The organism is Furfurilactobacillus milii, from assembly GCF_021654115.1.
Taxonomy (GTDB): domain Bacteria; phylum Bacillota; class Bacilli; order Lactobacillales; family Lactobacillaceae; genus Furfurilactobacillus; species Furfurilactobacillus milii.
Genome location: NZ_JAIWJF010000003.1, coordinates 1 through 13,188 on the forward strand (window position 1 = coordinate 1; position 13,188 = coordinate 13,188).

14 protein-coding genes are annotated in these 13,188 nt (G+C 45.8%); 13 read left to right on the forward strand and 1 reads right to left on the reverse strand.

The annotated features are described in order from the left end of the window. The first annotated feature begins 3 nt into the window (after positions 1-3). A complete protein-coding gene (locus tag LDK34_RS04455) occupies positions 4-96 on the forward strand; it encodes an IS3 family transposase (protein WP_347880582.1) in 93 nt (30 codons plus the stop codon). Between the two features lie 70 nt (positions 97-166). Here the strand turns inward: LDK34_RS04455 and LDK34_RS04460 are convergent, their stop codons facing one another. Then, positions 167-406, reverse strand: a complete 240-nt coding sequence (locus LDK34_RS04460) for a helix-turn-helix domain-containing protein (protein WP_017262822.1) — start codon at positions 404-406, stop codon at positions 167-169. 398 nt (positions 407-804) lie between these two features. Between LDK34_RS04460 and LDK34_RS04465 the strand changes: the two genes are divergently transcribed. The 12 genes from LDK34_RS04465 (at position 805) to LDK34_RS04520 (ending at position 13,103) form a co-directional block, all read left to right on the forward strand. After that, on the forward strand, positions 805-1,050 hold the full coding sequence (locus tag LDK34_RS04465) for a cold-shock protein (protein ID WP_236941514.1): 246 nt from the start codon (positions 805-807) through the stop codon (positions 1,048-1,050). Next, the gene (locus LDK34_RS04470; RefSeq protein ID WP_178942292.1) at positions 1,047-1,613 is read left to right on the forward strand and encodes an NUDIX hydrolase; all 567 of its coding nucleotides are present in this window, start codon (positions 1,047-1,049) and stop codon (positions 1,611-1,613) included. Before LDK34_RS04465 ends, LDK34_RS04470 begins: the two co-directional genes overlap by 4 nt. 46 nt (positions 1,614-1,659) lie before the next feature. After that, positions 1,660-2,007, forward strand: coding sequence for a hypothetical protein (locus LDK34_RS04475; RefSeq protein ID WP_178942293.1), 348 nt, complete (start codon positions 1,660-1,662; stop codon positions 2,005-2,007). Positions 2,008-2,102: 95 nt separating this feature from the next. After that, a complete protein-coding gene (locus LDK34_RS04480; protein ID WP_178942294.1) occupies positions 2,103-2,798 on the forward strand; it encodes a 5'-methylthioadenosine/adenosylhomocysteine nucleosidase in 696 nt (231 codons plus the stop codon). Between the two features lie 432 nt (positions 2,799-3,230). Further along, positions 3,231-4,403, forward strand: a complete 1,173-nt coding sequence (locus LDK34_RS04485) for a cysteine desulfurase family protein (RefSeq protein ID WP_178942295.1) — start codon at positions 3,231-3,233, stop codon at positions 4,401-4,403. Continuing rightward, positions 4,403-4,750: a DUF1831 domain-containing protein gene (locus LDK34_RS04490; RefSeq protein WP_017262830.1), complete on the forward strand. Its 348-nt coding sequence runs from the start codon at positions 4,403-4,405 to the stop codon at positions 4,748-4,750. The genes LDK34_RS04485 and LDK34_RS04490 overlap by 1 nt, the downstream gene beginning before the upstream one ends. 617 nt (positions 4,751-5,367) lie before the next feature. Further along, the gene (gene mnmA / locus LDK34_RS04495; protein WP_236941515.1) at positions 5,368-6,501 is read left to right on the forward strand and encodes a tRNA 2-thiouridine(34) synthase MnmA; all 1,134 of its coding nucleotides are present in this window, start codon (positions 5,368-5,370) and stop codon (positions 6,499-6,501) included. Positions 6,502-6,647: 146 nt separating this feature from the next. Further along, complete coding sequence (locus tag LDK34_RS04500) at positions 6,648-7,310, forward strand: histidine phosphatase family protein (RefSeq protein ID WP_178942297.1); 663 nt, start codon at positions 6,648-6,650, stop codon at positions 7,308-7,310. Between the two features lie 23 nt (positions 7,311-7,333). Then, positions 7,334-8,032: a tetratricopeptide repeat protein gene (locus LDK34_RS04505; protein WP_178942298.1), complete on the forward strand. Its 699-nt coding sequence runs from the start codon at positions 7,334-7,336 to the stop codon at positions 8,030-8,032. Between the two features lie 28 nt (positions 8,033-8,060). Next, positions 8,061-10,685, forward strand: coding sequence for an SF1B family DNA helicase RecD2 (gene recD2 / locus LDK34_RS04510; RefSeq protein ID WP_236941516.1), 2,625 nt, complete (start codon positions 8,061-8,063; stop codon positions 10,683-10,685). Positions 10,686-10,714: 29 nt separating this feature from the next. Then, positions 10,715-11,989: an MFS transporter gene (locus tag LDK34_RS04515; protein WP_236941517.1), complete on the forward strand. Its 1,275-nt coding sequence runs from the start codon at positions 10,715-10,717 to the stop codon at positions 11,987-11,989. A 127-nt stretch (positions 11,990-12,116) separates the two neighbouring features. Then, the gene (locus tag LDK34_RS04520) at positions 12,117-13,103 is read left to right on the forward strand and encodes a ribose-phosphate diphosphokinase (RefSeq protein ID WP_236941518.1); all 987 of its coding nucleotides are present in this window, start codon (positions 12,117-12,119) and stop codon (positions 13,101-13,103) included. Positions 13,104-13,188: the final 85 nt, after the last annotated feature.

Consider the following 13,188-nt stretch of genomic DNA (forward strand, 5'->3'; position numbering starts at 1 on the left):
TGGATTGATTTCTACAATCAACGTCGTATCAAAATAAAACTGAACGGCAAGTCTCCAGTACAATACCGGAAACTCGCCGTTCAGAAAGCAGCTTAATATATTTGTCCAACTTTAAGGGTTCACTTCATATCATCTCCAAGGAAATCGATTTTTTTATAAAGAACACTTAATCAGCTATTTCAGCGCGGCGGTTTTCAACGAATGACTTCGCGAATGCGGTGAGGTCAATTTCAAAAAAGTCCGCAATGAAAAATAAGTTACCAGTAGAAACATTGGTGCCATTCTCGTAACGAGACAGCATGCCCGCTGATAAATTAAGTCCATAGCGTTCGTTTAACGTTGCAGCCAACTGCCTTAACGTCATGTGCTTGCCAAGCCGCTGTTCTTTTAATAAAACTCCCAACAAGTTAGCCACCTCCTATAATTGTGGTTGATGTGCTTGTGAATCTATGGAAACAAGAAAATTATACAAGTGTGTGGTAAAAACGCAACTTGTTTTGTCACTTGGTTTTCCAAATAAATGATTTAGCAGGGCAAGTACTTGCAATAAAAAAGGGCTTAAGTCGGCGTTTATACAGGGCAGTGTATAACATAAGTAAAACCTTTTCACAAATATTAATTAACTAATAATGTTGTTTTAGTAGGGTTTTAAAGGGTTCTAAGTCACTTTTTAAGAAAATGTATTAAAAAATTGCAAAGTTTTTCGTTTGAACGTTAAGTTTGTGATCTGATAGCGCTGAAGGTGGAAAAAAAGCTGAATTTTTCATATACTTATTATCAAGTCTAACTGGAAAGAAGAACATAATGGCAAAATTTACTGATGGTCGTGAACATGGTGTCGTGAAGACGTTTGACCAGGAAAAAGGGTTTGGTTTTATTGCTGTGAAAGGCAATCCTGATGTGTTCGTGCATTTTTCTGCAATTGAGGAGTCAGGTTATAAAACATTGACACCTGGCGACCATGTCGAATTTGTGGTTGTCGAGGGTATTCGCGGACCTCAGGCAGCGAAAGTTAAACGTGTGAGAGAGACGGAGGCAGACCAAGGATGAATTTCGAAGAGAAAGTTACAGCGGTAGCACCTAAGTACCATGGCGCAATTATCGATGTTGAAAATCAAACGGTGATGTTGCCAAACGGACAGACGGCTCATCGCGACGTTGTTCACCATGCTGATGCGGTCGCTATGTTGGCCATCACCGAGGATGGTAAGGCCATTTTTGAAGAACAATGGCGGGCACCGGTTGCTGAAACGACATTGGAAATTCCGGCCGGTAAGTTGGACGACCGTGATCGTGACAACGCGAAGGCTGCCGCAATCAGAGAGCTAAACGAGGAAACCCGTTACGCTGCAAGCGAAATTCATGAAGTTTGCGGCTTTTATACTTCGGCTGGTTTTACGGATGAGTACATGACGCTGTATTTAGTGACCGGTTTAAAACCTGTTACAACAGAGTTGCCGCAGGACGCCGATGAAAATATTGTGTTACATGAATACACATTGGCAGAGACCAAGAAGTTGTTGGACGATGGCAAATTAAAAGATCAGAAGACGATTACTGCAGTGTACTACTGGCAATTGTTAGAGGCTGGGCTAGTTAAACCAAAAGACTAGCGTAACCAAAAGACAAGTAGCAGATATTTTTGCGAGGGATGAAGATATGAACGACGATCAGAATAAGGATCATTTGACGCGCGAGCAGTACCGTCAACAAAGTGCTCAGCAGACTAATTATGATAGTCAGCCAGACAGTGAAGGCGAGGATGAACCAACTCGGAGTCGTTTGCATCGTCAACGACGCTCATCAACGTCGGAACCAGAGGCCAACCCATCATTTGATGGTGAGCCTAACCAGCCTAGTGATGAACCAACGAGTCGCATGCAAGCAACGGGGCCATTAACTCCTGAGCAAAAACAAAAACGGTTGGCGCATCGTTTGAATATTGCCATCATTGTTTTGGTTATATTAATCGTGCTTGTCTATCTCATTTTGCGGTTTGTGGGTTAAAGACGGATTGATGCCCAACCGCGGATTCAGAAGTTGGGCGGCAATGCGAAGGTAATGGGCAGGTTGCCCAAACATCAACGACAGGGAGAAAATGAATGAAATTTGGAATTTTGTGTGCCATGGATGAAGAAATCAAGGAATTAAAGGCACAATTGAGCAATGAAACAACGACCACGGTTGGCAAGGTGGATTTTTTCAGCGGTCAAATTAATGGCAGCGATGTCGTGTTGGTTCGTTCAGGCATTGGTAAGGTTGAAGCCGGTCTAACGACGGCGTTGCTCATCACGAACTTTGACGTAGACGTTGTCATTAACAGTGGTTCTGCTGGTGGTATCGGTACTGGATTGACGGTGGGTGACGTTGTTATCGCTGATGAAACAGCTTACTGGGACGTTGATGCAACGGCGTTTGATTATGTATATGGTCAGCTGCCACAACAACCAGCTCGATTTAAAGCCTCAGATAAATGGGCCGATGAAATCATTAAGGCAGCTGATGCTACAGGTTTAGCCGTTAAACGTGGCTTAATCGTCACAGGTGATTCGTTTGTTGCGAGTGATGAAACCATTAAAGACATCAAAACACATTTTCCTGAAGCGGTAAGTTGTGAAATGGAAGGTGCTGCTGTGGGACAAGTGGCGCATCAATTCGATGTGCCATACTTGGTCATCCGTGCCATGAGTGACACGGGTAACGGTGATGCAGGTGTTTCTTTCGATGAATTTATCATCGAGGCCGGCAAACGTTCCGCCAACATGTTACTAAACTTTTTTGAGCGGGAAGCAAAGTAAAGAGTGATGCCGAAGCTCGGGAAGGTCCGAGCAACAACGTAAAGGTGGTAGCATGCAAGCGCACTTTGCTTGTGGGGTGACAACTTTGGGTTGTGCACAGGGCCTTGAGCGACAGGTGCACGTTTAAGAAGAGTGATGCCGAAGCCCTGGGAGAAGCTGAGCAATAACGTGGAAGACGAAGCATTCGGTGGGTTTCCGAATGAGGCGGTTTTCGGGTTATGCGCAGGCTTCTGGGCGACAGGTGCACGTTTAGAAAGAGTGATGCCTTACTTCGGGCTGAATCCGAGCAATAAAAAACAAGGCGAATGATTCGGTGGTTTTCCGAATGCTTTGACTTGTAGCTTATGCACAGGATTCAGAAGTCAGGTGCACGTTTAAAAGAGTGATGCCGAAGCCCGGCATCACTCAAGCAATAAAACAGGAGGCAGGATTGTGAAGCATATTTATTTAGACAACGCTGCCACCACGCCAATGAGTGACGAGGTAGTCGCAACCATGATGGACCAGATGAAAAACGACTTTGGTAACGCCAGTTCTGTTCATGCGTTTGGTCGAAAGGCACGATCGGTGCTGGATGATGCGCGCCATGTGGTTGCACAAAGTATCAATGCGAATGACGATGAGATTGTGTTTACTGCTGGTGGCACAGAAAGTAATAATACGGCGTGGATGCAGACAGCCATTGCCCGCAAGAATCTTGGCCGACGAATTATTACGACCGCCATTGAGCACGAATCCATTATGAAAACGGCGGCGTGGCTTGGTGATAACGGTTATGACATTGTCTATCTGCCAGTCAATGAACAAGGTGAGATTAACATGGCCGACTTAAAGGCCGCGTTAACAGACGATACGATTTTAGTTTCCATCATGACAGGAAATAATGAAGTTGGTTCGACGATGCCGATTCATGAAATTGGCGAGTTATTGAAGGATCATCAGGCGTGGTTCCATACAGATGCGGTTCAAGCTTTTGGATTATTAGACATCGACGTTAAACGTGATCATATCGATATGCTGTCGACCTCAGCGCATAAAATCAATGGACCCAAACAGATGGGTTTTCTGTATCGTCGCGATGGGATATCATTCCCAAGTTTCATAAAGGGTGGCGACCAAGAAGACAAACGCCGTGCCGGCACAGAGAATATTCCGGCCATCGCTGGTTTTGCGACGGCTGTGAAAGCTTTGACACCTGCTGAAAAAGCACATCGTCAAGAAAAATATGCTGGGTTTAAACAGTATGTTATTGATGGCTTAACGAAGGCTCAGGTTGATTTCGAACTTAATGGCAGTTTGAAGTCGGACAATCTGCAGCATGTGATTAATCTGTGGATTAAGGGAATTCCCAACGATGTTACGCTAACCAATCTTGATTTGGCTGGCGTTGCGGTCTCTGCTGGCTCAGCATGTACGGCAGGCTCTTTAGATCCAAGTCATGTTCTAGTCGCAATGTTTGGCAAGGACAATCCGCGTGTCATGCAATCAATCCGGTTAAGCTTTGGCCGTTACACGACAACAGCAGATCTGGATGCCTTCATTGAGGCGATGGCAGCAATGACTGCTCGGTTACAACCACAAATGGCAGGAAGGGAGGGGCTCTAATGGCATTTGAACAAACGGTTCAGGTTCCTGGGGATGACCGCATTTTTACCCTCAGTGATCAATTGAAGAAGTACACGTTGCGCGATCTTGGTTTTATGGAAACTAATGCTGGCGGCTTCAGCTTGGAACGACCACTGGATCCGGCTGCTGGGTTAGCTAAATCAATCAAGCTACGCGTGTTGATCAACAAACAATTGAACGGTTTTAAAATGGGCACCGTCAATCCCAGTGGTACAGGTAACGTGAACATCTATACCAACGCTAATCATGATGAATTGGTCGAACAGTATGGTTATCAAATTGATAACTTGATCGAGCGCCATGTGATTGCGGTTCAAACAAAATAAACGAGAGCGAGACATAACACGTTTTAGCTTTCTCAGGTAGCGCGAATAAGGCGTTTATGGGTGTTTTCCCATAAATGCCTTATTCGCGTTAGATGAGCAAAAGTGTCAGTGTAAGGTCCTGCGTTTGCGGCAATTTATTAGAAATTGAGTTGTATGTCCCAGTTTCCTTTCTTTAGATATTGAAGTTTAGACAGGTTATGCAAAACAAGCGAAGCCAACTTAGACGGATACATCTGATGGAATATGATCAATCGCAACTAAAAGTAGCGAAAGGGCGTCAATTTTGAAACAGAGCTGTGAGCGTAACGTTAATTCGGTGGGCTATCCGAATTTAGGTTACGGACGAGCTTGAAAACTCGGGGCTTTGAGGTTTCAAGTCGAGGTCAAAGACCGCAAAGCGGGCTGAGACCGGTCCACACAGCGGCGTTTCAAAATTGACAACCGCAAGCGGCATTTTTACTGTTTGCAACGTGTTACAAAATACAAATGTGATACCGTCTACTACCAACAGGTGTCACTTGAATTTTGTAAGTGCGTCCTGTTATACTGTTAAGCACTGATAATAACGACCTTCAAATCGTTGATTCTCAGAATCTAATTGAAATGATGGTGATACCATGACTGATCAAGCAGTTGATCATTCACATACCCGTGTTGTCGTCGGCATGAGTGGTGGGGTAGATTCGTCAGTGACAGCGTTGTTGCTAAAGCGACAGGGCTACGACGTGGTCGGTGTGTTCATGAAAAATTGGGACGACACCGATGACAATGGCGTATGTACGGCGACAGCAGATTACAAGGATGTGGCTAAGGTGGCCAGCAAGATTGGCATTCCTTACTACTCCGTTAACTTTGAAAAGGAATACTGGGACCGTGTGTTCACGTACTTCTTGGATGAGTACAAAAAGGGCCGTACTCCTAACCCAGATGTTGTTTGTAACAAGGAGATCAAGTTCAAGGCCTTCTTAGATTACGCATTAGAATTGGGTGCGGACTACATTGCGACGGGTCACTATGCTCGTGTGACTCATGATGAGGATGGTCACAGTCACTTATTGCGTGGTCTGGATGGCAATAAGGATCAAACGTACTTCTTAAGTCAGCTTTCTTCTGACCAGTTGGATCGTGTGTTATTCCCACTGGGTGAAATGGAGAAGCCACAGGTTCGTGAAATTGCGGAAGAGGCCGGTTTGGCAACTGCCGAAAAGAAGGACTCTGTTGGTATTTGCTTCATTGGTGAGAAGAACTGGAAGGGTTTCTTGAACCAGTATCTGCCCGCCCAAGAGGGAAAGATGATGACCCTTGATGGTAAGCAGATGGGGACCCATTATGGCTTGATGAATTACACGATTGGTCAGCGTAAAGGGCTCGGCATTGGCGGTCAAAAGCAAGGTGATGAGCCTTGGTTTGTGATCGGCAAGGATCTCTCAAAGAACGTTTTGTATGTGGGTCAAGGATTCAATAATCCGCACTTGTTAGCAACCAAGTTGTCCGCATCAGATCTGAACTGGGTTAACCCAAGTGACGACAATGATTTCCACGTAACTGCCAAGTTCCGTTACCGTCAAAAGGACACTGGTGTGACCGTTCACTTGAATGACGAGCGAACGGTTGCCACCGTGACGTTTGATCAACCTGTTCGTGCGATTACGCCCGGCCAGGCAGTTGTTTTTTATGATGGGGACGAGTGTTTAGGTAGTGGCATCATCGACGCAGCCTACAACGAAGCACGTGAATTACAATACATTTAAAGATTGTTTGTAAACTGCAGCCAAGGTTGTTTTAGCCGTAAGTTGGTTTTGCAAACGTAAAGGAGTCGTCAAACCAGTTGAGCTGGTTTGACGGCCTTTTTTGTGACATAATATAGGCACATTATTTACTTTAGGGCGGGGTTACTGTGACTAAACTGTACTTTATTCGACATGGTAAAACACAATGGAATTTAGAGGGGCGTTATCAAGGCGCCAATGGTGATTCACCATTGCTGCGGAGCAGTTATGACGAAATCGATCAGTTGGCTGATTATTTGCATGACGTACCGTTTAAACACGTGTATGCGAGTCCAATCAAACGTGCGCGCATGACCGCCATCCACTTAATGGCAGGTCTTCATCAGGTTGTGCCGCTGACGCTGGATTCCGGTTTGCGAGAGTTTGAACTGGGTAAAATGGAAGGCATGTATTTTGATGATGTCAAACGGCAATTTCCTGAGGAGTATGATGGTTTTCGTTTTCATGCGGAAAACTACGACCCGACTGCCATTGGCGGCGAAACATTTGAAGATGTCATTGCCCGGATGGACCCGGTCATTCGGCGGGCGGCTGCTTGTCATCCCGACGACAATGACAACCTGTTGTTTGTCTCACACGGGGCAGCCTTGAATGCTGGCATTAACGGGCTACTGCACATTCCGTTGGCGCAAATGCGTGCTAAGGGCGGTTTATCGAATACCAGTACCACAATTCTTGAAACGGTGGATGGTGGTCAACGCTTTAAGTTGTTGGTCCGCAATTTGACGGCGTACTTAGAGGAATCGCCAGATGCCACCAACACGATTTAACGAGGAGGCGGGCACACAACAACATGAGTGAAAAACATGATGACCAGACAGCAAACGCTGCTCAGGCAGAGGCTAAGCAGGCGGTTACACGCTTGGTGAAACAGATTGATGCGAACCCTAACGACTTTCATTTGTACTACCAACTGGCCACGGTCCTAACCGAAATGCAGGATTATGAACAGGCCGAAGAGCTGCTGATGAAGGCACAGGGCTTGTTTGCCAAAGATGAAGGCGCATTATCATTACTGAACTATGGTTTAGGCAACGTGTACTATCAGGCGGCTTCCTATGATAAAGCCGTGTCTGCGTTTAGCAAGGTGAAAGACGAAAAGCTGCGCTTGGAAGCTTATCAAATGATGGCCCAAACAGCGATGCAACAAAACCAGTATCAAAAAGCCTTTGCGTTTGCATTAACGGTTCACGATGCGAAGCCAAAAGATGCGAGTGTTAATGCTTTATTGGGCGATATTTTGATGGCCATGGGTAACTTTAACCAGGCGGCTGATTTCTATGATCAGTCGTTAGCAGCAGATGATCAAAATGGGCATGTTTATTTTAGCCGCGGCTTGACGGCCATGGTATTGGAGCAAGATGCTACGCCATTTATGAATGCCGCTAAACGTTTGGACCCTGATTTTGTCAAACGGAGTCAACAGCGCGTTAACGATATCGCAACAGTAGTCAACAAACGTCATCAAGATGGCGATCAACAAGCAAAATAATTGAAATTAACGAATGGAGGTAACCAACATGGCCGAGTCAATGTCGCTATTTGACGACAACACCAGTTTTAAACCCAATTATGTCGTGGGTAAGGTCGCCGCCATTTTTTTTAGTAGTTCTGATTCTTTTTATAAGGTTCTGTTGGTCCACGTAGATCAAACGGACTTGGACTGGATTGAGGATGAAATTGTTGTCACCGGTTCATTTGGTGACGTGGCGGAAGAAGGCACCTACCGTTTCATCGGCAAGGTTGTGGATCATCCCAAATATGGTAAACAGTTTAATGCCAGTAATTATGAAAATGAGACGCCGACTTCTAAAACGGGCTTGGTCAAATATCTATCTGGTGATCAATTTCCCGGTCTGGGGAAAAAAACAGCAGAGCGAATCGTTGAAACCCTTGGTACCGGCGTAATCGACAAGGTTGTCAAAAATCCAGATGTCTTAAAGCCCATCGGTTTAAAAAAATCTGTCGCTGATCACCTGATTGAAGTTTTGACCGAAAATCATGGTACGGAACAGATTATCATCGGTCTCAATGGTTTCGGCTTTGGTAGTCAGTTGGCCAGCACGATTTATGAAAAATACAAGCAGGACACGCTTCATGTTATTCAAGAAAATCCCTATCAATTGGTAGAAGATATCAACGGGGTGAGTTTCAAGCGAGCGGATCAAATCGCTGAACAATTAGGTTTTGACGCGGATGCACCAGGTCGATTACGGGCAGCATTGTTGGAAACAATCAGTGACATTTGTTTTGCTTCCGGAAATACGTTTGCTGAGTTAAAACCGTTGATTCACGATGCCACGGCGTTGTTAGAATCCGCGCGTAACGTGCAAATTTCACCAGATATGCTGGCCAATCAATTAATTGCCATGGCGAAAGATCAGCTCATTGTCGGCAATGGCCAACAGGTCTACCTGAAGTCACTGTATGATACTGAATGGGATAGCGCTGAACACCTGATGCGTTTGCAACAACAGCAGGAGCGGTTGTTACCTAAAGATGTTGATTTGGATCACGAGGTGCGCCTCGTCGAAAAGCAATTGGGAATCACGTACGACGATGCTCAAAAAGACGCGTTAGTGGCCGCAATTTCCTCGCCGGTCTATTTACTCACGGGTGGTCCCGGAACGGGTAAGACGACGATTATTAACGGGATTGTTGCCTTGTTTGCACGGATTCACGAATTGTCACTGGATATCAATGAGTATGAGGATGGCACCTTTCCGATTTTATTGGCGGCGCCAACTGGTCGGGCGGCTAAACGGATGAGTGAAGTGACAGATTTGCCTGCCAGCACGATTCATCGATTGCTTGGCTTAACCGGGCGTGAAGATGAAGCCACTCAGTCTTCAGACAAAGATCTAGAAGGCGGATTGCTCATTGTGGACGAAATGTCGATGGTGGACGCGTTTCTCTTTAGAACATTGATTCAGGCAGTGCCTAACCACATGCAGGTGATTTTGGTTGGGGATCAGGATCAATTGCCTTCTGTGGGTCCAGGACAGGTATTTGCTGACCTGTTGAAGTCAGACTGTCTACCCTCCACTGAGTTGACAACGATCTATCGCCAAGACGACAGTTCTTCGATTATTCCTTTGGCACATGCTATCAAGCACGGCGAATTGCCGGCAGATTTTACGGTTAATCAAACCGATCGTAGCTTTTTCGCAGCACGACCATATCAAGTTGTGCCGCTAGTCAACCAGGTCGTCGCCCGTGCGAAGTCGCGTGGCTTTGCCAAAACGGATATTCAGGTACTCGCACCTATGTACCGGGGGGCTGCCGGTATCAATGCGTTAAACACAGCCCTTCAGGATACCTTGAATCCGAAAAAGAGTGCGCGGACGAAAGAAGTTGAGGCTCACAATGAGCATTTTCGGATCGGTGACAAGGTGTTGCACCTGGTTAACAGTCCGGAAAACAATGTCTTTAATGGCGACATGGGGGAGATCGTCGGGATTGATTTAGCCACTGATAAGTCCAACGAGGACAAGGTTGACAAGCTAACCATTGCCTTTGATCAAACAGAGGTCACTTACGGACGCGCCCAGTTTGACCGGTTGACGCTGGCCTACTGTGTCTCCATTCATAAGGCGCAGGGGTCACAGTTCAAACTAGTGATTTTGCCCTTGGTCCCCCAGTTTCGCCGGATGCTACAACGTAACCTGCTTTATACAGCGGTAACACGAGCACAACAATGGTTGATTCTGGTTGGCGATGAACAATCCTTTGCAGAAGCCGCTGCGAATAAATCTGCCAACCGGCAAACAACACTGCAAGCCCGGTTGCGGCAGGTATTCAAACATGAGGGCGACGACACTGTCGAGTCGGAACAGACGGTATCAAGTTCAACCAGTGAGGACAGCGTTGCTGACGCTAGTGCAACAATGGTCGACTCAGAGTCACCAATCACTCATGAGACTGGTTCCAATTATGCAACGACATCTGAATCAGCTCAGCTATCCACGAAGGCAAAAGAAGTGTCTGCAAATGTGGAAAAGTCGTCTGCAACCACGCTTGACGAAGAAAGCGGTACACTAGGTGAGCCAAGGTTGACGACGGCCTTAATCCTAAGTGGCAATATCGATCCATTGATTGGAATGGGCAAGTTGACGCCCCAGGATTTTGCGCCGGAAGAAGGTTAACCTAAAGTTAGGGTAAGCGGGGGAGAATGATGGCTTCATCAAACAGTGCTTCAAATGTGTCGACTAGTCTTGTAAATGCTGCGATTGAGAAACACTGGCAGCGGAATACAGGGCTGTTTTTAGCCGCTCAAAATTTTTTCTTATTCGGTTCTTCATCGGTCTTTTTTGCGATTTTATGGTACATTGCGCTCAAAACGTCATCTGGAACATGGATGATGTTGGCCACACTGGCGCAAAGTTTGCCACAAATTTTAGTGTCACTATGGGCTGGTGTGTGGGCTGACCGGTCTAACCGCCGGAACCTGCTTATGTGGGCGACGGGGATGGTCACCGTTGTGACGCTAGGCATTGCACTGATGTTTTATTTTGGCTGGCGTGATTTATGGCTCTTGTTATTAATCGCCGCTGTTCGTTCGATGGGAACGGGAGTGGAGATGCCTGTTGGCAATGCGCTGTTACCGCAATTGACGCCGCGTAAACAGTTAACGCGTATGAATGGACTGAACCAGCTGATCAATGCGGTATTATTGCTTATCACACCGATTGTTTCTGGTTTGATTTTAGGAAAACTCGGGATTATCTTTATTTTTATCGTGGATGTGGTGACAGCCGGAGTTGGGTTGTTATTACTGGCACTAATCAAGGTTGATCCGATTGTGCTTGATCAACAAAAGGCAACGGCTGGTGCGGTTACATCGACGTTGAGTCAAATTGGCGGTGGCTTGAAATTCACCTTCAATCACAGTTTTATGCGTTGGTTTATGATCCTCATTGCATTAGCGTTTATCATGGTGGCGCCCAGTTCGCAGTTATCAACATTATTTGTGAAACAAACATTTGGTAGCCGGGTAATGTTATTGACGCTTAACGAGTTGCTGTGGACGGCAGGCGCCACCATTGGCGGCATTTGGATCAGTAGCCATCAACAAATTAATCATAAAGTGCCTGTTATTGCAGTGGCACTGGCCGTTAGTGGGGTAGCGTTCTTTGCGATGGGCATTCCAGAACCGTTTGCGGTCTATCTGTTCTTCATGTTCATCAGCGGCATTGCGATGCCAATTATTCAGGCGACGAGCAATATCTTGATTCAAGAAACTGTGCCATCAAACATGATGGGCCGCGTCTTTTCCATCTTTCAGATTGTTTCGACTGGGATTTATCCGATTGCAATGTTGTTCTTTGGTCCATTAGCAGATGTGGTGGCAATCAAGTGGTTGTTTATGGTTACAGGCATCTTGCTGGTTGGGATTGCTTGGTGGTTTAACCACACTTTAGCTAGCCGTGAGCAGGCGCCAATCAAGTAAAAGATTGTGGCAGTGCTGGCGGTGTGATAAATGTTCGCAAGTTAACCGGTTTTAACTGGGTTTTCCTTGTCATTCGCGGGCTTACTTGCGATAATAGGACTATTGAAAAGAATTTGTGGAGGCAGTCATGAGTGAAGAAAAGTCTAACGGCAACATTAAGTTGTTTTCACTGAACACCAATCGGCCGTTGGCAGAAAAAATCGCAGCGTCTATTAATATTCCGCTGAGTCCAACTACCATCAGTACGTTTGCTGATGGTGAAATTGCGATTACCATTGATGAAAGTGTTCGTGGGGATGAAGTTTATGTCATCCAATCGATTAGTGATCCCGTGAACAGTTCGTTCATGCAAGTGATGATTATGGTTGATGCGTTGCGGCGTGCTAGTGCTGGTGAAATCAATGTGGTGCTGCCTTACTATGGGTATGCACGGGCAGATCGTAAAGCACGTCCCCGTGAACCAATTACAGCCAAGTTAGTGGCCAACTTTCTTCAAATTGACGGTGTCGACCGTGTGTTGACGTTAGATTTGCATGCCGATCAAGTTCAGGGGTTCTTCAACATTCCTGTCGATCATTTGCTGGGTGCACCGTTATTGGCTAAGTACTTTTACACCAACGACTTACTGGATAACATTGTTGTGGTTGCCCCTGATCACGCTGGTGTTTCACGGGCCCGTAACTTTGCCGAATTATTAAAGGCGCCGATCGCAATCATTGATAACCGTTCAGAGGATGAATTTGATCCGGAACCAGACTCAGTGATTGGTGACGTAAAGGGTAAAACTGCTGTTATTATTGACGACATGATTGATACAGCGGACCGCATGACGGTCTCGGCAGATATTCTTAAATCCAGTGGGGCTAAGGATGTGTATGCGGTGGCGACTCACGCTGTCTTTTCTGGTCGTGCAGCTGAATCGTTGGAACAATCAAAGTTAACTAAAGTGATTGTCACGGATTCGATTGCAGTACCCGCTGAAAAGCAGTTTGATAAGTTGGCCGTCATTTCGGTAGCTGATTTAATTGGCGAAGCGATTTTACGGATTCACAACAATCAGCCGGTCGATGAATTGTTTATTAGCAAACAAAATCCGGACGTTAAATTAAGATAGACCAATTGATGTTTTTTAAAACAAAGTCAAAAAATCGTGGTATTCAAACAGAATCCACGATTTTTTTGTATCTACAAAAGAGAGA

Excerpts from the sequence above, each read along its gene's own strand:
- LDK34_RS04465 (WP_236941514.1), top strand. The coding sequence starts at position 805 with ATGGCAAAATTTACTGATGGTCGTGAACATGGTGTCGTGAAGACGTTT.
- LDK34_RS04470 (WP_178942292.1), top strand. The coding sequence starts at position 1,047 with ATGAATTTCGAAGAGAAAGTTACAGCGGTAGCACCTAAGTACCATGGC.
- LDK34_RS04475 (WP_178942293.1), top strand. The coding sequence starts at position 1,660 with ATGAACGACGATCAGAATAAGGATCATTTGACGCGCGAGCAGTACCGT.
- LDK34_RS04480 (WP_178942294.1), top strand. The coding sequence starts at position 2,103 with ATGAAATTTGGAATTTTGTGTGCCATGGATGAAGAAATCAAGGAATTA.
- LDK34_RS04490 (WP_017262830.1), top strand. The coding sequence starts at position 4,403 with ATGGCATTTGAACAAACGGTTCAGGTTCCTGGGGATGACCGCATTTTT.
- mnmA (WP_236941515.1), top strand. The coding sequence starts at position 5,368 with ATGACTGATCAAGCAGTTGATCATTCACATACCCGTGTTGTCGTCGGC.
- LDK34_RS04505 (WP_178942298.1), top strand. The coding sequence starts at position 7,334 with ATGAGTGAAAAACATGATGACCAGACAGCAAACGCTGCTCAGGCAGAG.
- recD2 (WP_236941516.1), top strand. The coding sequence starts at position 8,061 with ATGGCCGAGTCAATGTCGCTATTTGACGACAACACCAGTTTTAAACCC.
- LDK34_RS04515 (WP_236941517.1), top strand. The coding sequence starts at position 10,715 with ATGGCTTCATCAAACAGTGCTTCAAATGTGTCGACTAGTCTTGTAAAT.
- LDK34_RS04520 (WP_236941518.1), top strand. The coding sequence starts at position 12,117 with ATGAGTGAAGAAAAGTCTAACGGCAACATTAAGTTGTTTTCACTGAAC.